The 19,924-nt window shown below is 38.9% G+C and carries 28 protein-coding genes; 2 read left to right on the top strand and 26 right to left on the bottom strand.

All coding sequences use genetic code 11. The features are described from left to right. Nucleotides 1–5 precede the first annotated feature (5 nt). From FRX97_RS08950 to FRX97_RS08930, 5 genes are read right to left on the bottom strand one after another with little or no spacing between them, the layout of a single operon-like run. A complete protein-coding gene (locus FRX97_RS08950) occupies nucleotides 6–1,682 on the bottom strand; it encodes an alkaline phosphatase family protein (RefSeq protein ID WP_147014870.1) in 1,677 nt (558 codons plus the stop codon). Next, complete coding sequence (gene crcB / locus FRX97_RS12495) at nucleotides 1,628–1,990, bottom strand: fluoride efflux transporter CrcB (RefSeq protein ID WP_147014869.1); 363 nt, start codon at nucleotides 1,988–1,990, stop codon at nucleotides 1,628–1,630. The genes FRX97_RS08950 and crcB overlap by 55 nt, the downstream gene beginning before the upstream one ends. Then, a complete protein-coding gene (locus tag FRX97_RS08940) occupies nucleotides 1,981–2,544 on the bottom strand; it encodes a phosphatase PAP2 family protein (protein ID WP_147014868.1) in 564 nt (187 codons plus the stop codon). The genes crcB and FRX97_RS08940 overlap by 10 nt, the downstream gene beginning before the upstream one ends. Further along, nucleotides 2,541–3,536 carry a GTPase ObgE gene (gene obgE / locus FRX97_RS08935; RefSeq protein WP_147014867.1) on the bottom strand — a complete coding sequence of 332 codons (996 nt, stop codon included), beginning with the start codon at nucleotides 3,534–3,536 and terminating at the stop codon, nucleotides 2,541–2,543. Before obgE ends, FRX97_RS08940 begins: the two co-directional genes overlap by 4 nt. 6 nt (nucleotides 3,537–3,542) lie before the next feature. Continuing rightward, on the bottom strand, nucleotides 3,543–4,115 hold the full coding sequence (locus tag FRX97_RS08930; RefSeq protein ID WP_147014866.1) for an adenylate kinase: 573 nt from the start codon (nucleotides 4,113–4,115) through the stop codon (nucleotides 3,543–3,545). Nucleotides 4,116–4,217: 102 nt separating this feature from the next. On the opposite strand from FRX97_RS08930, the gene FRX97_RS08925 reads away from it, so the two are divergent. Both FRX97_RS08925 and FRX97_RS08920 read left to right on the top strand, forming a co-directional pair. Continuing rightward, nucleotides 4,218–5,009: a hypothetical protein gene (locus FRX97_RS08925; RefSeq protein ID WP_147014865.1), complete on the top strand. Its 792-nt coding sequence runs from the start codon at nucleotides 4,218–4,220 to the stop codon at nucleotides 5,007–5,009. Continuing rightward, nucleotides 5,006–6,949, top strand: coding sequence for a ComEA family DNA-binding protein (locus FRX97_RS08920; RefSeq protein ID WP_147014864.1), 1,944 nt, complete (start codon nucleotides 5,006–5,008; stop codon nucleotides 6,947–6,949). The genes FRX97_RS08925 and FRX97_RS08920 overlap by 4 nt, the downstream gene beginning before the upstream one ends. A 3-nt stretch (nucleotides 6,950–6,952) precedes the next feature. Here FRX97_RS08920 and FRX97_RS08915 read toward each other — a convergent pair whose 3' ends face one another. From FRX97_RS08915 to rplN, 21 genes are all read right to left on the bottom strand, one after another. Beyond that, nucleotides 6,953–8,485, bottom strand: coding sequence for a hypothetical protein (locus FRX97_RS08915; protein ID WP_147014863.1), 1,533 nt, complete (start codon nucleotides 8,483–8,485; stop codon nucleotides 6,953–6,955). 273 nt (nucleotides 8,486–8,758) lie between these two features. Continuing rightward, nucleotides 8,759–10,036 (bottom strand): phosphopyruvate hydratase, encoded by a 1,278-nt coding sequence (gene eno, locus FRX97_RS08910; RefSeq protein ID WP_147014862.1) that lies wholly within the window; start codon nucleotides 10,034–10,036, stop codon nucleotides 8,759–8,761. After that, complete coding sequence (gene carA, locus FRX97_RS08905; protein WP_147014861.1) at nucleotides 10,036–11,133, bottom strand: glutamine-hydrolyzing carbamoyl-phosphate synthase small subunit; 1,098 nt, start codon at nucleotides 11,131–11,133, stop codon at nucleotides 10,036–10,038. Before carA ends, eno begins: the two co-directional genes overlap by 1 nt. Nucleotides 11,134–11,211: 78 nt before the next feature. Next, nucleotides 11,212–11,733: a 50S ribosomal protein L17 gene (rplQ, locus tag FRX97_RS08900; RefSeq protein WP_147014860.1), complete on the bottom strand. Its 522-nt coding sequence runs from the start codon at nucleotides 11,731–11,733 to the stop codon at nucleotides 11,212–11,214. 13 nt (nucleotides 11,734–11,746) lie between these two features. Beyond that, the gene (locus FRX97_RS08895; RefSeq protein WP_147014859.1) at nucleotides 11,747–12,739 is read right to left on the bottom strand and encodes a DNA-directed RNA polymerase subunit alpha; all 993 of its coding nucleotides are present in this window, start codon (nucleotides 12,737–12,739) and stop codon (nucleotides 11,747–11,749) included. A 19-nt stretch (nucleotides 12,740–12,758) separates the two neighbouring features. Beyond that, complete coding sequence (gene rpsD / locus FRX97_RS08890) at nucleotides 12,759–13,364, bottom strand: 30S ribosomal protein S4 (protein ID WP_147014858.1); 606 nt, start codon at nucleotides 13,362–13,364, stop codon at nucleotides 12,759–12,761. 26 nt (nucleotides 13,365–13,390) lie between these two features. Continuing rightward, on the bottom strand, nucleotides 13,391–13,777 hold the full coding sequence (rpsK, locus tag FRX97_RS08885; protein ID WP_147014857.1) for a 30S ribosomal protein S11: 387 nt from the start codon (nucleotides 13,775–13,777) through the stop codon (nucleotides 13,391–13,393). A 25-nt stretch (nucleotides 13,778–13,802) separates the two neighbouring features. Next, nucleotides 13,803–14,180 (bottom strand): 30S ribosomal protein S13, encoded by a 378-nt coding sequence (gene rpsM / locus FRX97_RS08880; protein WP_147014856.1) that lies wholly within the window; start codon nucleotides 14,178–14,180, stop codon nucleotides 13,803–13,805. Nucleotides 14,181–14,195: 15 nt separating this feature from the next. Next, entirely contained in the window at nucleotides 14,196–14,312 is a 117-nt protein-coding gene (gene ykgO, locus FRX97_RS08875) for a type B 50S ribosomal protein L36 (protein WP_147014855.1), read from the bottom strand. Between the two features lie 6 nt (nucleotides 14,313–14,318). Beyond that, entirely contained in the window at nucleotides 14,319–14,537 is a 219-nt protein-coding gene (infA, locus tag FRX97_RS08870; protein WP_147014854.1) for a translation initiation factor IF-1, read from the bottom strand. Between the two features lie 8 nt (nucleotides 14,538–14,545). Next, nucleotides 14,546–15,871 (bottom strand): preprotein translocase subunit SecY, encoded by a 1,326-nt coding sequence (secY, locus tag FRX97_RS08865; RefSeq protein WP_147014853.1) that lies wholly within the window; start codon nucleotides 15,869–15,871, stop codon nucleotides 14,546–14,548. A 10-nt stretch (nucleotides 15,872–15,881) separates the two neighbouring features. Then, nucleotides 15,882–16,328, bottom strand: coding sequence for a 50S ribosomal protein L15 (rplO, locus tag FRX97_RS08860; RefSeq protein WP_147014852.1), 447 nt, complete (start codon nucleotides 16,326–16,328; stop codon nucleotides 15,882–15,884). Between the two features lie 12 nt (nucleotides 16,329–16,340). Further along, complete coding sequence (gene rpmD, locus FRX97_RS08855; RefSeq protein ID WP_147014851.1) at nucleotides 16,341–16,523, bottom strand: 50S ribosomal protein L30; 183 nt, start codon at nucleotides 16,521–16,523, stop codon at nucleotides 16,341–16,343. Nucleotides 16,524–16,527: 4 nt separating this feature from the next. Next, complete coding sequence (gene rpsE / locus FRX97_RS08850) at nucleotides 16,528–17,031, bottom strand: 30S ribosomal protein S5 (RefSeq protein ID WP_147014850.1); 504 nt, start codon at nucleotides 17,029–17,031, stop codon at nucleotides 16,528–16,530. Between the two features lie 13 nt (nucleotides 17,032–17,044). After that, a complete protein-coding gene (gene rplR, locus FRX97_RS08845) occupies nucleotides 17,045–17,398 on the bottom strand; it encodes a 50S ribosomal protein L18 (RefSeq protein ID WP_147014849.1) in 354 nt (117 codons plus the stop codon). A gap of 5 nt (nucleotides 17,399–17,403) precedes the next feature. Continuing rightward, nucleotides 17,404–17,961: a 50S ribosomal protein L6 gene (gene rplF, locus FRX97_RS08840; protein WP_147014848.1), complete on the bottom strand. Its 558-nt coding sequence runs from the start codon at nucleotides 17,959–17,961 to the stop codon at nucleotides 17,404–17,406. A 15-nt stretch (nucleotides 17,962–17,976) separates the two neighbouring features. After that, nucleotides 17,977–18,375, bottom strand: coding sequence for a 30S ribosomal protein S8 (gene rpsH / locus FRX97_RS08835; protein WP_147014847.1), 399 nt, complete (start codon nucleotides 18,373–18,375; stop codon nucleotides 17,977–17,979). Nucleotides 18,376–18,394: 19 nt separating this feature from the next. Beyond that, nucleotides 18,395–18,664 carry a 30S ribosomal protein S14 gene (gene rpsN, locus FRX97_RS08830; RefSeq protein WP_147014846.1) on the bottom strand — a complete coding sequence of 90 codons (270 nt, stop codon included), beginning with the start codon at nucleotides 18,662–18,664 and terminating at the stop codon, nucleotides 18,395–18,397. A 5-nt stretch (nucleotides 18,665–18,669) separates the two neighbouring features. Next, a complete protein-coding gene (gene rplE / locus FRX97_RS08825; RefSeq protein ID WP_147014845.1) occupies nucleotides 18,670–19,221 on the bottom strand; it encodes a 50S ribosomal protein L5 in 552 nt (183 codons plus the stop codon). Nucleotide 19,222: 1 nt separating this feature from the next. Further along, nucleotides 19,223–19,537 (bottom strand): 50S ribosomal protein L24, encoded by a 315-nt coding sequence (gene rplX, locus FRX97_RS08820; RefSeq protein WP_147014844.1) that lies wholly within the window; start codon nucleotides 19,535–19,537, stop codon nucleotides 19,223–19,225. A gap of 13 nt (nucleotides 19,538–19,550) precedes the next feature. Then, complete coding sequence (rplN, locus tag FRX97_RS08815; protein ID WP_147014843.1) at nucleotides 19,551–19,919, bottom strand: 50S ribosomal protein L14; 369 nt, start codon at nucleotides 19,917–19,919, stop codon at nucleotides 19,551–19,553. Between the last annotated feature and the right edge of the window lie 5 nt (nucleotides 19,920–19,924).

Below are 19,924 nucleotides of genomic sequence, written 5' to 3'. Positions count from 1 at the left end.
TAAATCTATTTAACTGGATACCTGGAAATACCAGAGAAGGTATTGGGATGTTTGAAATCCAAAATTTCGAAAACTGTAGGCGCAATATCTACAACATCTATAGGCGTGTTTATATGCTTTCGATTTAAACTCGAATTCCAAAGCAAAAACGGTACGTGCCTATCCCAATCATCGAACGAACCGTGGGTGGATCCTCCTTCTGGATATTCCACCCAATTGGGTTTCAAAAAATAAAAGATATCACCCGACCTTTTTGGGTGATATCCCGCCTTTGCAGCGTTAAAATGTCTTCCATTATATGCGGCACTTATCCCCGTAGAAAATACCACAGCATCAAGGGTCTCTTCTACAAATGGCTGTGCCTTAAGAAAGGAAATAATCTCCTTTTTCACTTCCACAGTTTGATGGCCCGAAATGGCTGTATCTAGATAAATTTGTTGGTTTATTAGCGACCTCACCGCCGTCTGAGGAAGGCCTTTATTTTGAAGATAATTCCTCAACTCCAATTCTAAGTCTAGGGGATTAACCGTCCCCCCTCTTGCCAAATTAACCATAGCAAAACCAGCAGGTGGTGCAGCTCCATGGTCCGAACTGAGAAATACCGTATAATTATCCCTTCCAATCTTTTGATCCAAATAAGAAAAGAAATCCCCCAAGACCTTATCCAGTTTAAAATACACATCAACCAGCTCAAGTGATTCGGTTCCAAAACGATGACCAACGTAGTCGGTAGCAGAAAAGCTCAGAGATAAAAAATCCGGTATAGTATCCAGCCCCAGCTGCTCGTTTTCAATAAGTTTCTTGGCAAAGGCGGAAATCAATTCATTACCCTGCGGAACCTGCTTTAGAAGGGAGTAGTCTCCATTAATCAATCTCAATTTGGATAGCTCATATGGAAAAACAGCGGCTTTCATCCCTTTAAATGGGCGTTCCCAAGGCAAATCGTCATCCAAATCTAGTTTAGAAAGTAGTGGAGAAAGCGTCCAGTCACTTTCTAACAACCTATCGGCATATCCTGACTCATTAAATTGATCTACCCATTCGCCTATTTGAGACATGTAATAAGTAGAGGTTATAAATTTCCCCTGTTTACCTCCATCCCACCAAAAGGCGGCGTCACCGTTAAAACCTGTGGGTAATATTGCCGACCTATCCTTTAGGCTTATCCCATAAACCTTTGCTGTTTGCCCAAAGAATTCTTTGAAATAATCGCCAATTGAAGGAACTAATAAATGGTGGGGAGACATTTGTCCAGCTCCGGAGTTTGAACCAATCGTATTTTCGGTAGTGTCTGAAACACAGTACACATACTTGCCTAAAGATTTATCGTACCAATCGTTTCCTACAATTCCATGATGTTTGGGATTTGCTCCCGTAAAAATCGTTGCGTGACCCGGCCCGGTATAAGTAGGGAAATAAGAATATTTCGTCTGTGTGAAATTTACCCCTTGCTGGGTTAATCTTTTAAAACCATTGGGATGAATAAAAAGGGTATCAAATCGCTGTAGATAATCGAAGCGCATTTGATCGACTGTGATCCCTATAAGCAGTTTATGATGCTTTATATCTACGTGAGTCTTTTCGGAAAATGAGCAGGCCCCAAGGAAAAGAAAAAGTCCGAATAGGCCTATCCGTTTTTTGCAGTGACTTGAAATACAAAAAAAAGAATTAGCATACAGCATAAAACACTTATTACAATATTTAGGATTGCCCAGGTGTAATTCCCTATCCTAAGCATTTCAAAAGTTTCGAAACTAAACGTAGAAAAGGTACTTAATCCACCACAAAAGCCTGTAACTAGAAGAAGTTGGTTGTTTTTATTTCCTTGCCCGAGATAGATTAATACACCTAAAACCAAACAGGCAATTAAATTACTTATAAGAGTAGCCCAGGGGAATTGAGTACTACCAATCATTCGTCCTATTCCAAACCGAAAAAAAGCACCTAACCCTCCTCCTAAAAAAACCAATAATGACGGAACTAGACCCATCCTAATTTTTTAAATACTCCGAAATATATGCCGCCGATAAAAGCTCCAACGAGCCCCCCAACGATAACATCTCCTGGAAAATGAACTCCAAGATAAACTCGACTTAAGGCTATTAAAAAGGCCCAAACAATAAAAGGACAACGGGGGAAATTAAAATTAGTTTTAAAAACAAAAGCAAACCAGATCCCCAAAGCAAAATGATTACTTGCATGGCTGGATACAAATCCATATTGCCCCCCACATTTTCCGCCAATGGTATTAACTAATCCCATTAGGTGCTCTTGGTGACAGGGCCTTAATCGTTGAAAAACTTCCTTAAAAAGATGTACAGAAACTAAATCAGCAGTTGCAACAACAAGTATACTGGCAACGGAAAAAAGAAGCATTTTCTTCCAGCCCCTTTCCCACCACATGAATAAAATTAAAAAGAGGTATAGCGGAAGCCAATTGTGCTTATTGGTAACGAAAAGGAAAAATCCATCTAAAAAACCACCTTGCCACCCGTTAATGGCCAATAGAAGTTTTTCATCTATGGAAATTAACCATTCAATCATTCCTCATTAATGCTTTTCCAAATTTGGTCTTTCAACTCCTGAATCCCAATGTTGGCAACAGACGAAATAAAGGATACAGGAACACCCGAGGGAACTTCTTTTTTAATCTCTTCCATCAATTCATCATCCAACATATCGCATTTAGTAATCGCCAACAAATGCTTTTTATGCATTAGTTCTGGATTGAATTGATTGAGTTCGTTCTTAAGAATATTGTATTGCTCTATAATGCTGTCGGCATCGGCAGGCACCATAAATAGCAGAACAGAATTTCTTTCTATATGCCTTAAAAATCTTAATCCCAATCCTTTCCCTTTATGTGCGTCTTCGATTATCCCAGGAATATCGGCAACGATAAAGGACTTATGCCCACGATATGGAACCATACCGAGATTAGGTACTAAGGTGGTAAAAGGATAGTTGGCAATTTCTGGTTTTGCCGCACTAATAACAGAAAGGAAAGTTGATTTACCCGCATTAGGGAATCCTACTAATCCAACATCCGCTAAAACTTTAAGTTCTAGAATCTTCCACTCCTCTTTTCCATCTTCACCCGGTTGGGCATATCGAGGAGTTTGATTGGTGGCAGATTTAAAATGCGCGTTTCCAAGACCTCCTCTTCCTCCAGAAACCAAAATGGACTCTTGCCCATCCTCGGTAATTTCCAGGATTTGTTCTCCGGTTTCGGGATCCCTTGCAATAGTTCCCAAAGGAACTTCCAGAATGATATCCTTACCGCTTAAACCACTACTATGTTGTTTACTACCTGGTTCACCATGGCCCGCAATAACGTGCTTGGTGTATTTTAGGTGAAGTAAGGTCCACAATTGTTTATTACCACGAATAATAATGTGACCTCCTCTACCACCATCACCACCGTCTGGACCTCCTTTAGGTACAAACTTTTCCCTGCGCAAATGGGCAGAACCTGCCCCACCCTTTCCAGAACGGCAACAAATTTTTACGTAGTCAACAAAGTTTTTATTGGACAAAGCGAATTACAACTTATTTATTATACCACAAAGGTTATTAAAAACCTCATCAATTGATTGCTCACCATTTACTTGATGGAATCTTCCTAAACCTTCGTAATGGCCTGCAACCTGAGCCGTTTGTTCGTTATATACGGAAATGCGCTTTCTGATCACATCCTCGTTTTGATCATCAGCTCTGGCACTATCTTTCCCTCTTAAAAGCAATCTTTTAACCAGTTCTTCCTCATCAACGTGTAATGCAATCATAGCATCAACTTTTGCTCCTTTAGAATTTAAAAAAGTATCTAAAGCTTTAGCTTGAGGAATGGTTCTAGGGAAGCCATCAAATATGAATCCTTTAGCATCGGCATTTTTGTCTACCTCCGCCTCTAACATTTTTATGGTTACCTCATCGGGAACAAGCTCACCCTTGTCCATATAGGACTTGGCCAATTTCCCTAAGTCGGTTTCATTTTTTATATTGTATCTAAAGATATCTCCTGTAGATAGGTGACACAATTCGTATTTCTCGACAAGTTTTTCCGACTGTGTTCCCTTCCCCGCACCGGGAGGTCCAAATAAAATTAGGTGCAACATGTTCTTAAAATTAGACTTGCAAAGATGCACCTTTTAAAAAACATACTCGCCCTATTTTGGATATAAAAGCTCCCCCTAAGTAAGACCCTAAAAAATCCTACCATGTATACCTACCACAAACTTACTTTAGCCTTTGCTTTAGCTCCCTTTTTTTCCTTCGCACAAAGCTATCAGGCATTTGGCCCCATGTATCAAAGCACCGGGATAAGCCAAAACCCCAACGACTTTTCCGCTTTATCCCACAACCCTTCACTTGCACCCAAAAGAACCTTTGTGGGTGCATGGGTGCAAAATCGTTTTTTACATAAGGATTTCAATTTCTTTACCATTAATGCTGGATGGAAGTCTTGGCTAATTTCATTTTCTGAGTCGGGCAATAAACACTTTAACGACTACAGGTTCTCTATAGGTACCGTTAAAGACCTTGCCCCGAACCTGAAAATGGGTATTAGTACTTCCTCTCATTACTTTGTTACCACTAGCCGGGAAATTAAAAATGAACTGTTTTTTGGCCCTAGCCTTGGTTTTAATTACAATCTGGAAAGTATGGAGTTGGCTTTGTTACTAAGGAACTTCGTGCATAACGCATATACCGTTAACACCATTCCCTCATACCTCTCACTTAGGTTATTAATTAGGGATTCGCAAAGCCTTTATTACCAATCAGAGCTTTTTGCACACCAGCAAAACTTTGGATTGGCACTATCCCTATCCTACCTACCAAAGCAAAATCTTCAAATCTTTATAGGTGGACGTTCCTTTCCTAAATCACTCAATTTTGGATTTTGTAGCACCCTTGGTAATATTTCAATCCTTGTTTCTAGTTCATTACTTTTTAATCTTCCACCCTCGGCGGGTGTGGGGGCCTTTCTTTTTTGGGAGGATATGCGATGAGAAGTTTCTGCTCCCTAATTGCCTGTTTTGCTTTATTTCCATTCTCGTCTTGGAGTCAGCAAACAGATTCCGAATGGATTGAATACCTCCAAAAACATACCGAAACAACAGATTCCGAGGGCTTACCTACTCAAGAATTTTTAGATCTGTTGCAACAATATTCTGAAAACAAAATCCCACTCAACAGCTGTTCAATATCCGAACTTGAAGAATTTCCACTTTTAAGCGGATTACAAAGTAGAAGCTTAATGGATGCTCGAAATAAGCTTGGACGTTTTCAGAATTGGCAGGATGTTTTACGGACTCCCCAAATAGGATTTGAAGATGTTAAAATGCTCAGAAATTTTTTCACCCTAGAGGATCAAAAAATTTATCTCACTTCCAATAACCACGATATCCGAAATATCTCTGGAAAGCTATATTCAGGAGTAGGTTTAAAACTGAATAATCTCCCAAACTATACAGATTACCATGGGAGTAATTATAGAGGATTTACCCGGTTAAATCTTAAATCTCAAAAATTATATCAAATCAATTTAGGCATAGAAAAAGATGCCGGTGAAAGACTTTTCCATCGAAATAAAATTGAATTTATTACCGCAAACTTTTCGCTAACTCCCAAATCTGGATTTATAAAACAAGTTGTTGTGGGAGACTACTTTTTAAAATCGGGGCAAAATCTTGTGTTCGGATTACCCTTTGCCATGGGGATATCCTCTAATCCAGAATTTTTGCACCGAGGTGGAAGCCTGTTGAAACCTAGCAGTGGTTTTAATGAAAGCAGCTTTTATCGTGGAATTGCAACTGAAATCAAGATTCACTCAATTTCTGGTGCCTTAGGTTTTTCATCCACACGCCGAGACAGTTATATCAATAGCGAAAATATGTTGTCCATTGCTGCTTCCGGATTGCATAGAACAAGCTCAGAAGTTGCTAGAAAGCATAATGCCACCCACCGGAACTACAATGGTATAATCCAATGGAACCACAGCCTGGGTAATATTGGTTTAAGCTTTCAGCAAAGCGGACTAAAGTCCCGAGAAGCAAGTTTACGAGGCAGTAACTACAGTCTGTTCTGGAACGCAAATTTTGATTCAGGAATATTTTTTGGAGAACTTGCTGTGCATAACCAAGGACGCAGTTTCAATGGTGGTGTTTTAGTATTCATTACCAAAAACAGTTCATTATCCTTTTTCGCCAGACACTTATCCTCTTTAAGTAGAAACAATTTTACCAGTCCGTTATCCGCACTTTCCTCCGGGTCTGAAACAGGATTCTTGGTTGGATATAAGTTTAAGATCCACAACCGATGGAATATCAGTACCTATATGGATTGCTACAAGCGCCCGGTTGCATTTATACCCGATCAAAAATGGAATTCCGACTTTCAAATTCAGGCGGAATTTCAAAATGCAAAAAATGTTTCGGGTTATTTCAGATATAGAAATAGAGTAAGGTCATCTGATTCCTCCTCAATAGAAAATAAATCTCCCGTAGCCTACACCACCGTAAAGCATAGTATTAGAATTCATATTGAAATCGACCTTTCTGAAAACAGCTTATTTCGATCTAGAATTGAGTGCTCTGGCATGGAGCCTTCCCAGACATCCTATTTATGGTACCAAGAATTTAGTCTCCCTATTTATAAAGCTAAACACCACCTGAGATTCAGGCTGGCGTGGTTTAAAGCCAAATCGTACGATAATAGAATTTATGCTTTTGAAAGCACCCCTCCACTCATTTTTTCAATTCCAGCCTATTATGGACATGGAAACAGATTTTATCTTATGATTAAATCCTCTTGGACGAAAAAACTCAGCACATGGATAAAGTATTCGGAATGGGTATACCTCGATAGAAATTGGGTAGAGGTAAATAAAAAACCTCTGAAAACAATAAAGTCCCCAGAGGTTCAAGTCGTTATAAAATATACTCTTTAATCCTTAAGGTTTTCCTCTTTCTTGAACCAATTTGGCAAAGGGTACGTCCTGAATTTTACTGTTAATCCAAGAGCGGAAATCTACATACTCAAGAATTACTCTATCAGATGGATTTTCAAACAGTGTCTCCAATTCATCTTTGAGTTCTTTGAATAACTCTACCTTGTCATCTGGGTTCTGAATTTTAGAAAGACGCTTAATGTAATCAACCAGTAAAGACTCAACCTCAAAGTTTTGTGGTTTCTTATTCAAGTACCTGTTGGTCGACTTAATTATATACTCTAGTAAATCAAAGTTTTTAAGCTCAAAGTGAATGACAAGGTTGAAAATTCTAGCATAGGAGAAAATATCCTGACGCAATACATTTTCATTATCATTCAACACTCTATTTATCCAGAAAAGTGATTGTTTGTATTTACCGTTTCCAAAATACACGTAGGAAATAAGGTAACTCAGTAGAAGTTGTTTTTCTTTATTTAGTTTGTCTCCCAAACGCTCCATTCTCTCAGCAACCTCTTCTGCCTTTTCTACAGCTTCTTCATACCTTCCCTGTCTATTAAGGAAAAGCAACTCTGTCATACTATGTGAGAAGAAAATAAGAATGCTAACATCTATGGTATCAAATCCTTTGATTTTACCTAGACCGTTCAGCACATCAATTTGGTGGTTTGCCTTGTCGTAATCCTTATTACGGATATAACCATAAATAACATTGGTTACTGAGCGGATATATCTTTTAGGAAGGTCGGCTTTAATGAGTGGATTATTATCCATAACCTCGATAGCCTTTTCGAAATTTTCAATGCTTCCCAAAGTATCTCGGTACGCCTGACAACAGAAACCTCGAACGTAATAGCAAATAGATTGTGCTCGTGTTGAAAGGGCCAAAGAAGAGTCTTTTATAAGTGGGTGGTGACTAATTTCATCAACCATTTGTCTCTCCTTCTCACTTTTAACAACCCCCCCAAGCCTAAACAGGTAATTTATTTTGGAATAAAGAACTTGGTATTCAACTAGGTTTTTAAGCTGCTCTATAACCTTGCGCTCCTCATCTAATATTTCATTAAGGTCGTTATCGAATTCTCCAGCTTCAAAGGCTTCATCTAGAAGCATTTTTTCCCAAGCTATAAGATCGATTAGATAATAGAACTTCTCGTTTTTGTAGGCTATTTTCTTTGCACGCTTAAGAAACTTCCCACATTCCTTAAAAAGCGCTTTTCTAAACAGCAATTCTATATTCTTGATTTCTTGCTTTAGCTGTGAACTCGCTGAATTATCGGCGTGATACGAGCGCAAGCTCTTTAGAATAAGTTTGTAAAGGTGGTTTTTCTCCGATGGAAAATGCCTAATAAAAGTTTCATCTTTATATGCATCCTTGATTGCTTCCTCATCGTAAAGCTCTTGTTTTTCGATGGTATCAAAGATTTTCAGATAATTCTTTTCACCCGATTGCAGGGAGGAAGACAATTTAAAAAATCTCTTCTCCGATTTTGTTAGGCTTTTGATTAAATCAAATAGCTCCGTTGATGGCTTCATCTTAAATTCCTAAAAAGTGCGACTAATTTAAATCATATTAATTAGCAATCCAATCATGTTCCTTTTATCACTGCATAAATTTGATGAACGGTCCTAGCTAATTTTTAAATGATTTACGTAGAAATTCTAAAAAAGGTTGATAACCACCGATAAGAAGAGGGGTAATTCGACGAAAAAGGCGTTTTTAAATTCAAATAGACTAACAAGGATAATTTTTAGAAAACAAAAAAAGGCGGTCTTTAAACCGCCTTTTTGATTGGATTGTTATCTAAATTATAGAAATCTAAAATTCTTACCTGGGAAATAAGCATCAATTCCCAAATCTTCTTCTATTCTCAATAGTTGATTGTATTTCGCTATACGGTCAGATCTACTTGCCGAACCGGTTTTAATTTGACCACAGTTTAAAGCAACCGCTAAATCCGCTATAGTGGTATCTTCGGTTTCACCAGATCTGTGACTCATAACTGAAGAATATTGGTTTCTATGAGCTAAATCTACCGCTTGGATCGTTTCAGTTAAAGTTCCAATTTGATTAACCTTAACAAGAATTGAGTTTGCCGCACCTAGTTTGATACCATCGGCTAAGCGCTTAGAATTGGTTACAAATAAATCGTCTCCTACAAGTTGACATTTATCTCCAATTTTATCAGTAAGCGTTTTCCAGCCAGACCAGTCGTCCTCAGCCAATCCATCTTCAATGCTTACAATCGGATACTTTGCTACCCAATCAGCCCAAAAATCAGCCATTTCTTCACTAGAGAATCTTTCGTTAGTTGATTCGAAAGTGTAAACGCCGTCTTTGTAGAACTCAGTTGAGGCAGCATCTAATGCAATATAAATATCCTCTCCAGGCTTATATCCCGCCTTTTCAATGGCAGTAAGTACCACCTCGATGGCCTCCTGGTTAGAGCCTAGGTTAGGAGCAAATCCACCTTCATCTCCAACATTGGTAGCCATTCCTTTCGCCTTTAGCACAGACTTTAGGGCATGGAATACTTCGGTACCCATTCTCAACGATTCGCTAAACGATTCCGCCCCGAATGGCATAACCATGAATTCTTGAATGTCGATTTTATTATCCGCATGAGAACCTCCGTTAAGAATGTTCATCATTGGAACAGGTAGCGTACAAGCGTTGGTACCTCCAACATATCTAAATAGTGATTGGTTGCTCTCAACAGCACCTGCCTTTGCAGCTGCTAAGGAAACCCCTAAAATAGCATTAGCACCCAGATTAGCCTTGTTTTCAGTACCATCCAACTCAAGAAGAAGGTTATCTATTCCTCTTTGGTTGGTAATATCAATTCCGTTAAGCTCTGGAGCAATAATTTTATTGATGTTTTCAACAGCCTTTAGCACACCTTTTCCAAGGTACTTAGACTTATCCCCATCTCTCAGCTCTATGGCCTCATGTGCGCCAGTAGAGGCTCCTGAAGGAACAGCTGCTCTTCCTAGAATACCATTTCCAGTTACTACGTCAACTTCAATTGTAGGATTCCCTCTAGAATCAAGAATCTGACGTGCGTAAATTTGATCTATAAAACTCATTATTTACTGGCTTTCATGTTATCAATAAACTGATCGAATACGTATCTAGAATCGTGAGGACCAGGTGATGCTTCTGGGTGATACTGAACCGAAAATGCTTTCTGTCCTTTCACAGAAATTCCAGCAACCGTCTGATCATTTAGATGTTGATGTGTTAGTTCCACCTTATCGCTATTTTCAACTGATTCATTGGAAACTACAAATCCATGATTCTGGGATGTAATTTCACAAGATCCATTAACCAAGTTTTTAACTGGATGGTTAATACCTCTGTGTCCGAATCTCATTTTTTCGGTTTTAAGCCCAAGGCTTAATGCCAACAACTGATGTCCTAAACAAATACCAAAAAGTGGTTTTCCTGAAGCAAGCAACTTCGAAACCTCCTTAATCTCCTCGGGCATAGCACTGGGATCTCCAGGTCCATTTGAAAGCATTATTCCGTCATAATCCTTACTTAGAACTTCCTCTGCTTTTGTGCTGTATGGGTATACATCAACCTGACAGTTTCTTTCTACTAGACAACGAACAATATTCTTTTTCACCCCATAGTCCATTAATGCTACTTTAAATTCAGCATTGTCTGGCCCTTCGGTAAATTTCTCCTTACAAGAAACCTTAGAAGAAAGCTCCAGCCCCTCCATAGAAGGAGTGTTATTTAGGATTTCCTTTAGCTCGTCAATGGATTTACCATCCGATGAAATCACGGCATTCATGGCTCCAGATTTACGAATATGTCTTACCAAGGCGCGTGTATCTACATCGCAGATTCCAACCAGTTTGTTCTTTTTAAACTCTTCTTCCAAACTACCTGAAGCGGCAGGTCTACTAAAAGTTTGAGAGAACTTTTTACAAACCAGACCCGCAATTTTTATATCCTCGGATTCTATATCCTCGGAACTAACACCATAGTTTCCTATGTGTGCTGTTGCGGTTACCATAATTTGTCCAAAATAAGATGGGTCTGTAAAAATTTCTTGGTAGCCGGTCATACCTGTATTGAAACAGATTTCACCGCTGGTAGTACCAATATGCCCAGCTGGGTTTCCGTGGAAAACTGTTCCATCGGATAACAATAAAACTGCGTTAAATTCTTTCATAGCTTCTTATTAATACAAAAAAAGGGATACTGTTAGAACAATATCCCTTTTATATAAACTTATCTTAATGGTCGATTGTTAGTCGTTTTTAGCTTCTGCATCACCATTATCTGCTTCCTTATTTTCAGTAGACTCAGCAGCTTTAGAAGTAGCTTCTACATTTGTATCAGCAGCTTTCTTAGCTTTAGATCCTCTACGTGAACGCTTCTTACCAGCAGGCTTCTTATCAATTGAGTACAACTCGTTGTAGTCAACTAATTCGATCAAACACATTTCAGCGTTATCACCTTCACGGTTTCCAGTTTTAATGATACGAAGGTATCCTCCTGGACGCGTTGCAATTTTAGGAGCAATTTCTCTGAACAATTCAGTAACTGCTTCTTTATTTTTAAGGTAAGAAAATACGGTTCTTCTCGAGTGAGTAGTATCTTCTTTAGCTTTTGTCAAAATAGGTTCTGCATATTGACGTAAAGCTTTCGCTTTAGCAACTGTGGTAACTAATCTTTTATGCTCGATTAAAGATACCGCCATGTTCGCCAACATCGCTTTTCTATGACCGGTTTTACGACCTAAGTGATTAAATTTCTTCCCGTGTCTCATCGCGCTCTCCTAATTATTCCTTGTCCAATTTGTATTTACTGACATTCATTCCAAAATTCAATCCTTTAGACTCAACAAGGTCTTCAAGCTCGGTAAGAGATTTCTTTCCGAAGTTTCTGAATTTCAGAAGGTCGTTTCTATTGTATGAAACCAAGTCACCTAGAGTTTCAATATCTGCAGCCTTTAAACAATTTAAAGCTCTAACAGATAGATCCATATCCACAAGCTTAGTTTTAAGCAACTGACGCATGTGAAGTGAAGACTCATCGAATTCTTCAGTTTCTGTTTTCTCTGGTTCTTCAAGTGTAATTTTCTCGTCAGAGAAAAGCATGAAGTGGTGGATCAAAATCTTAGCTGCCTCTTGAAGTGCATTTTTAGGATTGATTGATCCATCGGTAATCAATTCGATGTTCAGTTTTTCGTAATCCGTTTTCTGCTCTACCCTGTAGTTTTCAATGTTGTATTTAACATTTCTGATAGGGGTAAAGATAGAATCGATAAAAATGGTTCCAATAGGAGCATTTTCAATATGATTCTCTTCAGAAGGACGGTAACCTCTTCCTTTTCCGATGGTAACCTCCATGGTAAGCTTAACGCCTTTGTCCATGTTGCAGATCACTAGATCTGGGTTTAACACCTGGAAAGCCGAAGTATTTTTTCCAATATCACCGGCGGTGAATTGATCTTGTCCAGATACGGTAAAACTTAAAGTCTCATTGTCAGTCGATTCAATCTGACGTTTAAATCTAACTTGCTTTAGATTTAGGACTATTTCAGTAACATCTTCAACTACACCTTTTATAGTGCTGAACTCGTGTTCAACACCTTCGATACGGAAAGATGTAATGGCAAAGCCCTCAAGAGAAGAAAGTAAAATCCTTCTCAGTGCATTACCAATGGTAATTCCATAACCTGGTTCAAGGGGTCTAAACTCGAACTGACCGTGAAAGTCATCCGACTGAATCATGATTACCTTGTCAGGCTTTTGGAAATCTAGAATTGCCATAGTTTTGGTAAATGTTTTATTATTTAGAGTAAAGCTCGACGATTAGTTGTTCTTTAATGTTCTCAGGAATTTGTGTACGCTCAGGCATTTGAACGAAAGTTCCTGTCATAGAATCATTATCCCAAACTAACCAGTCGTAGTTTTTACGACCACTTGTCAAGCTATTTGTAATAACCTCAAGAGATTTTGAGCGCTCACGCACAGAAATCTTATCTCCAGGCTTTAATTGGTAACTAGGAATGTTTACAACATCACCGTTAACCGTAATATGTCTGTGTGTAACCAGCTGACGAGCTCCTCTTCTAGTAGAAGCGATCCCTAATCTAAACACAGTATTATCTAATCTACTTTCACACATTCCTAAAAGCACCTCACCAGTAATACCTTTACTAGCAGAAGCTTTCTTAAACATGTTAGAGAATTGTCTCTCTAGGATACCGTAGGTATATTTAGCTTTTTGCTTTTCCTGTAATTGGATAGCATATTCAGACTGCTTAGAACGTCTTTTGTTTGGTCCGTGAAATCCAGGAGGGTAATTCTTACGCTCTAGGGCTTTATCAGGTCCAAAGATGGCCTCTCTAAATCTTCTCGCTACTTTCGATTTTGGTCCTCTATATCTTGCCATAATAATTTCTCTTAGCTAGTGCTTGATTATACTCTTCTTCTTTTAGGAGGACGACATCCGTTATGAGGTATAGGAGTAATATCTACTATTTCTGTTACCTCAATTCCTGAATTGTGAATAGATCTGATCGCAGATTCTCTTCCTCCACCTGGTCCTTTAACGAAAACCTTTACTCTTCTAAGACCATTTTCGTAAGCTTCCTTTGCACAATCTTCTGCCGCAACCTGCGCTGCGAAAGGAGTGTTTTTCTTAGAACCTCTAAAGCCCATTTTACCGGCACTACTCCAAGAAATCACCTGTCCCTCGCTGTTACAAAGCGAGATGATAATATTGTTGAATGTAGAAGAAATGTGAGCCTGACCAGCAGCCTCTACTTTTACTTTCTTCTTCTTTTTGGTGTTCGTTTTTGCCATAACCTCAAAAATTATCTATCCCCTCTTATTTAGTTGCCTTCTTCTTGTTAGCAACAGTCTTACGTTTACCCTTACGAGTTCTTGAGTTGTTCTTAGTACGCTGTCCTCTTAACGGTAGGCCAACTCTATGACGGATTCCACGGTAACAACCGATGTCCATAAGACGCTTAATGTTAAGCTGAACCTCTGAACGCAAGGCACCTTCCACTTTGAAATTTTCGTTCAAAGCACCTCTAATGCTGGCTAGTTGGTCATCGTTCCAATCCTGAACTTTAATATTGTAATCAACCCCGGCTAACTCTAGAATTTTACGTGCTCTGCTACGTCCAATCCCGTAAATGTAGGTTAGCCCAATCTCTCCCCTCTTATTCTTTGGAAGATCTATACCTGCGATTCTTGCCATACTACTTTATGTCTTTTAACCTTGTCTTTGTTTAAACTTAGGGTTCTTTTTGTTGATTACATACAACTTACCCTTTCTTCTCACGATCTTGCATTCTGCAGACCTCTTCTTCAAAGAAGCTCTCACTTTCATAACTTCCTATTTATATCTGTATGTTATACGCCCCTTTGATAAATCATAAGGAGACATTTCTACTTTTACTCTATCACCAGGTAGGATCTTGATGTAATTCATCCTCATCTTCCCTGAAATGTGGGCTACTAATACGTGCCCATTCTCTAACTCTACTTTGAACATTGCATTGGACAATGCCTCTACAATTGTTCCGTCTTGCTCTATGGATGATTGTTTCGCCATAAACCTAATTAACTAGCCATCCCAAAGGCTGGATTTTTACCTGCAATTTTTCCAGTTTTCATTAATCCATCATAGTGACGGCTTAACAAATGACTCTCAATCTGTTGTAGGGTATCTAATACCACCCCTACCATAATAAGAAGTGATGTACCTCCAAAGAAGATTGAAAATTGCTGCTTTACTCCAAACAACATTGCAATGGCCGGCAAAATTGCAATAAAAGCTAGAAATATGGAACCCGGAAGTGTTAATTTCGATAACATATTATCCAAATAGTCCGCCGTACTCTTACCCGGCTTCACTCCAGGAATGAATCCTCCATTCCTTTTCATATCATCAGCCATCTGCGTTGGATTAACCATAATCGCAGTATAGAAGTATGTGAAAAGAATAATCATAGTGGCAAAAAGAAGGTTGTACCAGAATCCACCGAAGTTGGCTAATTCCACTAAAATCCCGCTTTGAGTTCCTGTTGCTTGCGCTATGTAAAGAGGTACGAACATGATCGCCTGAGCGAAAATGATAGGCATTACACCACTAGAATTTACTTTTAGTGGGATGTATTGTCTAGCACCACTTACTGCACGTGTACCACCACCTGCCATTTTACGAGCATATTGAACTGGAATTTTTCTAGTTCCCTGAATGATCATAATGGTCATGGCGATTACAAGCAATAGAGCTACTATCTCCACAATGAAAATTACAAGTCCACCGTTATCAACTCTAGCAACCAATTCTTGGAAAAACGCAAAAGGAAGGCTAGAAATAATTCCTATCATAATTAATAGGGAGATACCATTTCCAATTCCTTTGTCAGTAATTCTTTCTCCTAACCACATTACGAATAAACATCCAGTAGTAAGAAGGATCACTGCAGTAGTTAACCAGAAAGCTGATTGAGGTCTAGCCGCGGGATCGATAGTTGTAAAGATGTAACTTGGAGCTTGAAGTACACAAATGATAATGGTTAAGAATCTAGTGTACTGATTTAGCTTTTTGCGACCACTTTCACCCTCTTTTTGCATTTTCTGAATAGGAGGAATAGCTATACCGGCTAACTGCATAATAATAGATGCAGAAATGTATGGCATAATTCCCAATGCAAAAATTGATGCCCTAGAGAAGGCACCACCAGTAAACATACTAAGTAAATCAGCAATACCACCCCCGCTTGCGCTGGAGGTAGAAGCTAAAACATCGGAGTTTACCCCAGGTATTACAACATATGAACCGATTCTAAAAATCAGTAGTAAGCCAAGAGTGGTAAGGATTCTATTCCTTAGCTCCTCAATGCTCCAAATGTTCTTTATGGTCTCAATAAAGTTCTTCATCTATAGAAGCTTAAATGGTGCTTACAGAGCCACCATTTTTTTCAATAATTTCTTTAGCGGATGCAGAAACTGCATGACAAGTAACGGTTAACTTTTTAGAAAGCTCTCCACCACCTAGTACTTTAACTCTTTCTTTTCCAGAAACTAAACCTAGTTCTACAAAAACCTCAGGAGTAAACTCCTCAATTCCTTTAGCCTCAGAAATAGTTTGCAGGGTAGAAACGTTAATTCCTTTGTATGCAATTCTGTTTAAGTTCTTAAATCCGAACTTAGGTACTCTTCTTTGAAGAGGCATTTGACCACCTTCAAATCCAATTTTTCTAGAGTAACCAGAACGAGATTTTGCTCCCTTGTGTCCTCTTGTAGAGGTTCCACCTTTACCCGAACCAGAACCTCTTCCTTTACGGGTATTATTTTTAACTGATCCCTTTGCAGGGCTTAAGCTATTTAAGTTCATCTCTAACCTCCGTTATTTTACTTCAGTAACTTCTACTAGGTGCTTCACCTTGTTCACCATTCCAAGAATAGCTGGTGTAGCATCCTTTTCAACAGATCTATTTAACTTCTTAAGACCAAGAGCTACTAGCGTTCTTTTTTGGTCCTGAGGACGATCTATACTACTCTTTACTTGCTTAATAACAATCTTTCCCATGATCTTATCCTTTAAAAACGTTATCTAAAGAAACACCTCTTTCAGCAGCAATAGATCCTGCATCTCTTAAAGACGCAAGTGCATCCATTGTAGCCTTAACCACGTTATGTGGGTTAGCAGATCCAAGGCATTTTGCAAGTACGTCTGTTACACCAACAGATTCTAATACTGCACGCATTGCACCACCAGCAATAACTCCGGTACCGTGTGCAGCAGGCTTAATTAACACTCTTGCACCACCGAATTTACCTTTTTGGCTATGTGGAATAGTACCGTTCTTTAAAGGAACTTCGATTAAGTTTTTCTTAGCGTCTTCGATACCCTTGCTAATTGCTTCGGTTACTTCCTTAGCTTTTCCAAGACCATGTCCAACAATTCCGTTTTCATCTCCTACAACAACAATTGCAGAGAAGCTAAACGTACGTCCACCTTTAGTTACTTTAGTAACACGGTTGATACCAACCAGGCGATCCTTTAATTCAATATCTGTAGCTCTAACTTTTTTCATGCGATAAATGAGCTTAAAATTCTAATCCTTCAGATCTTGCAGCATCAGCTAGAGCCTTTACTCTACCATGGTACAAGTATCCATTTCTATCAAATACAACTTTAGAAATCCCTTTACCTTTTCCAAGCTCAGCTATTGCTTTACCAACAATCTCTGCTTGCTCTTTCTTAGGCTTATTTTGAGCTTCTTCTATTTTTAAAGAAGATGCTGATCCTAAAGTCACTCCCTCTACATCGTTAATTAACTGTGCGTAGATCTGCTTATTAGATCTAAAAACACTTAATCTTGGACGCTCTGCAGTACCCGTAATGTGTTTTCTCACACGAGCCTTCAACTTTCTTCTCCTCTCTTGCTTGTTAAACGCCATGACTATTATTTTTTAGCAGCCGACTTACCAGCTTTTCTTCTAATCTCTTCACCAACAAACTTCACACCTTTTCCTTTGTAAGGTTCTGGTGCTCTTAGAGAACGGATTTTAGCACAAACCTGACCTAACAATTGCTTATCATGAGATGATAGCGCAATAATTGGGTTTTTACCTTTCTCTGCAGTAACCTCTACTTTAACTTCAGATGGAAGGTACATTGCAATAGCATGCGAAAAACCAAGAGCTAATTCAAGAACATTACCTTTCATAGCAGCACGGTATCCTACCCCTACTAATTCAAGTTTTTTCTCGTATCCCTTGGTTACTCCTTCTACCATATTGTTGATCAAAGCACGATAAAGACCGTGTTTTGCTTTATGTGGCTTTGCTTCTGAAGGTCTTGTTACGATAATCTCACCCTCCTTAACTTCTACACCAATAGCTGGATCAACTGTTTCAGTTAATTCTCCTTTGGGTCCCTTTACGGTAACCACATTTTTATCGGAGATCTTAACATCTACTCCAGATTCTATTTTGATAGGTGCCTTTCCAATTCTAGACATGACCTCTAAATATTATTAATGGATGTAACAAATTACTTCACCACCTACATTCTCTTTTCTAGCCTCTTTATCGGTCATTACACCTTTAGAAGTAGATAGGATGGCGATACCTAAACCGTTTAATACTCTAGGAAGATTTTCTGCACCAGCATACTTTCTTAAACCTGGAGTACTTATTCTTTTAAGCTCTCTTATTACAGATTTCTTGGTATTTCGGTCGTATTTAAGAGCGATCTTAATTACACCTTGTTTACCATCATCCTCGAATTTATAACTCAGGATATAACCTTTATCAAATAAAATACGAGTAATGTCTCTTTTCAAGTTCGAACCGGGAATTTCAACTACTTTTTTCCCTGCCATTGCGGCATTTCTGATTCGAGTTAAATAATCAGCTATTGGATCACTAAACATCTTCTTGTCCTCCTATTATTTACCAGCTTGATTTTTTAACTCCAGGAATAAGACCTTGTACGGCCATTTCTCTGAAAGTTACCCTGCTAATTCCAAATTGACGCATATACCCTCTAGGTCTTCCAGTTAGCTTACAACGATTGTGTAAACGAACACGAGAAGAGTTTTTAGGAAGCTTTTGTAGCTCATCCCAATCTCCAGCTGCTTTAAGAGCTGCTCTTTTCTCGGCATACTTCTCTACCAATCTCTCTCTCTTGCGCTCACGCGCTTTCATTGATTCTTTTGCCATGCTAACTATTTTTTAACAAAGGGGAATCCGAATTTCTCCAACAACGCTTTCGCTTCTGCATCCGTTTGAGCTGAAGTCACGAAAGTGATGTCCATTCCGTTAATATGCTTTACTTTCTCAATATCGATTTCTGGGAAAATGATTTGCTCTTTAATTCCCATGTTGAAGTTTCCTCTACCATCAAAACCTTTTGGGCTTACCCCTCTAAAGTCTCTGGTTCTTGGAAGTGCAATCGAAATCAATCTATCAAGGAATTCGTACATTTTCTCACCACGTAAGGTTACCATCGCACCGATAGGCATTCCTTTACGAAGTTTAAAGTTAGATACGTCCTTTTTAGATTTCGTGGCAACTGGTTTTTGACCAGTGATTAAAGCCATTTCTTCTAATGCGCTATCAACAATTCTTTTATCAGCTACTGCTTTACCTAAACCTTGAGATAAAATGATCTTTTCAAGGCGAGGAACCTGCATAGGTGACTTGTACTTAAACTCGTCTTGTAGCGCAGGAACAACCTCCTCGGTATATGTTTTCTTTAAACGTGGTTGTGAGCTCATCTTACTTTAAAACCTCTTTAGATTTCACACCAATTCGCACTTTCTTGCCATCTTCTACCTTCACTGCAGTGCGTTGTGCAGTTCCGCCCACTATAACCATAAGGTTAGAAATGTGGATTCCGGCCTCTTTTTTCTCTATTCCTCCTTGAGGGTTAGTTGCGCTTGGCTTAACATGCTTAGAAATCATGTTCACACCTTCTACGATAGCACGTTCTTTTACGCGATCTATCGACATCACCTTCCCTTCTTCTCCTTTGTGGTTACCAGCGATAACTTTCACTTGGTCACCAACTTTGATATGTAGTTTCTTCTGCATGATCTACAATTTTTTAAAGTACCTCAGGGGCTAGTGAAACAATCTTAGTGAACTGCTTTTCACGTAATTCACGAGCAACTGGCCCAAAAATACGAGTACCTCTCATTTCGTCTGCGTTGTTTAGAAGTACTACTGCGTTATCATCGAATCTGATGTAAGAACCATCAGCTCTTCTAACTTCTTTACGAGTACGTACAACAACTGCTTTAGAAACAATTCCCTTCTTAGCGTTACCAGAAGGCATTGCATCTTTTACTGATACAACTATTTTATCTCCAACAGAGGCATATCTACGTTTTGTTCCACCCAATACACGGATACACAAAACCTCTTTTGCTCCACTGTTGTCCGCCACTTTTAATCTACTCTCCTGTTGAATCATGGCTT

The organism is Luteibaculum oceani (assembly GCF_007995015.1).
Classification (GTDB): domain Bacteria; phylum Bacteroidota; class Bacteroidia; order Flavobacteriales_D; family Luteibaculaceae; genus Luteibaculum; species Luteibaculum oceani.
Note: the sequence above shows the minus strand (reverse complement) of the source record. Positions and strands in the feature narration are given on the sequence as shown.

What these genes read in the sequence shown, in the direction of transcription:
- rpmD (WP_147014851.1), bottom strand. Translation starts at nt 16,523, where the DNA reads ATGGGAAAGATTGTTATTAAGCAAGTAAAGAGTAGTATAGATCGTCCT.
- FRX97_RS08920 (WP_147014864.1), top strand. Translation starts at nt 5,006, where the DNA reads ATGAGAAGTTTCTGCTCCCTAATTGCCTGTTTTGCTTTATTTCCATTC.
- FRX97_RS08950 (WP_147014870.1), bottom strand. Translation starts at nt 1,682, where the DNA reads ATGCTGTATGCTAATTCTTTTTTTTGTATTTCAAGTCACTGCAAAAAA.
- rpsN (WP_147014846.1), bottom strand. Translation starts at nt 18,664, where the DNA reads ATGGCAAAAGAATCAATGAAAGCGCGTGAGCGCAAGAGAGAGAGATTG.
- FRX97_RS08940 (WP_147014868.1), bottom strand. Translation starts at nt 2,544, where the DNA reads ATGATTGAATGGTTAATTTCCATAGATGAAAAACTTCTATTGGCCATT.
- rpsK (WP_147014857.1), bottom strand. Translation starts at nt 13,777, where the DNA reads ATGGCAAAAACGAACACCAAAAAGAAGAAGAAAGTAAAAGTAGAGGCT.
- FRX97_RS08930 (WP_147014866.1), bottom strand. Translation starts at nt 4,115, where the DNA reads ATGTTGCACCTAATTTTATTTGGACCTCCCGGTGCGGGGAAGGGAACA.
- ykgO (WP_147014855.1), bottom strand. Translation starts at nt 14,312, where the DNA reads ATGAAAGTGAGAGCTTCTTTGAAGAAGAGGTCTGCAGAATGCAAGATC.
- rpsM (WP_147014856.1), bottom strand. Translation starts at nt 14,180, where the DNA reads ATGGCAAGAATCGCAGGTATAGATCTTCCAAAGAATAAGAGGGGAGAG.
- infA (WP_147014854.1), bottom strand. Translation starts at nt 14,537, where the DNA reads ATGGCGAAACAATCATCCATAGAGCAAGACGGAACAATTGTAGAGGCA.
- FRX97_RS08915 (WP_147014863.1), bottom strand. Translation starts at nt 8,485, where the DNA reads ATGAAGCCATCAACGGAGCTATTTGATTTAATCAAAAGCCTAACAAAA.
- rpsH (WP_147014847.1), bottom strand. Translation starts at nt 18,375, where the DNA reads ATGTTTAGTGATCCAATAGCTGATTATTTAACTCGAATCAGAAATGCC.
- rplF (WP_147014848.1), bottom strand. Translation starts at nt 17,961, where the DNA reads ATGTCTAGAATTGGAAAGGCACCTATCAAAATAGAATCTGGAGTAGAT.
- secY (WP_147014853.1), bottom strand. Translation starts at nt 15,871, where the DNA reads ATGAAGAACTTTATTGAGACCATAAAGAACATTTGGAGCATTGAGGAG.
- rplE (WP_147014845.1), bottom strand. Translation starts at nt 19,221, where the DNA reads ATGAGCTCACAACCACGTTTAAAGAAAACATATACCGAGGAGGTTGTT.
- rpsD (WP_147014858.1), bottom strand. Translation starts at nt 13,364, where the DNA reads ATGGCAAGATATAGAGGACCAAAATCGAAAGTAGCGAGAAGATTTAGA.
- FRX97_RS08925 (WP_147014865.1), top strand. Translation starts at nt 4,218, where the DNA reads ATGTATACCTACCACAAACTTACTTTAGCCTTTGCTTTAGCTCCCTTT.
- rplQ (WP_147014860.1), bottom strand. Translation starts at nt 11,733, where the DNA reads ATGAGACACGGGAAGAAATTTAATCACTTAGGTCGTAAAACCGGTCAT.
- rplX (WP_147014844.1), bottom strand. Translation starts at nt 19,537, where the DNA reads ATGCAGAAGAAACTACATATCAAAGTTGGTGACCAAGTGAAAGTTATC.
- carA (WP_147014861.1), bottom strand. Translation starts at nt 11,133, where the DNA reads ATGAAAGAATTTAACGCAGTTTTATTGTTATCCGATGGAACAGTTTTC.
- eno (WP_147014862.1), bottom strand. Translation starts at nt 10,036, where the DNA reads ATGAGTTTTATAGATCAAATTTACGCACGTCAGATTCTTGATTCTAGA.
- rplR (WP_147014849.1), bottom strand. Translation starts at nt 17,398, where the DNA reads ATGGCGTTTAACAAGCAAGAGAGGAGAAGAAAGTTGAAGGCTCGTGTG.
- crcB (WP_147014869.1), bottom strand. Translation starts at nt 1,990, where the DNA reads ATGGGTCTAGTTCCGTCATTATTGGTTTTTTTAGGAGGAGGGTTAGGT.
- FRX97_RS08895 (WP_147014859.1), bottom strand. Translation starts at nt 12,739, where the DNA reads ATGGCAATTCTAGATTTCCAAAAGCCTGACAAGGTAATCATGATTCAG.
- rplN (WP_147014843.1), bottom strand. Translation starts at nt 19,919, where the DNA reads ATGATTCAACAGGAGAGTAGATTAAAAGTGGCGGACAACAGTGGAGCA.
- rplO (WP_147014852.1), bottom strand. Translation starts at nt 16,328, where the DNA reads ATGAACTTAAATAGCTTAAGCCCTGCAAAGGGATCAGTTAAAAATAAT.
- rpsE (WP_147014850.1), bottom strand. Translation starts at nt 17,031, where the DNA reads ATGAAAAAAGTTAGAGCTACAGATATTGAATTAAAGGATCGCCTGGTT.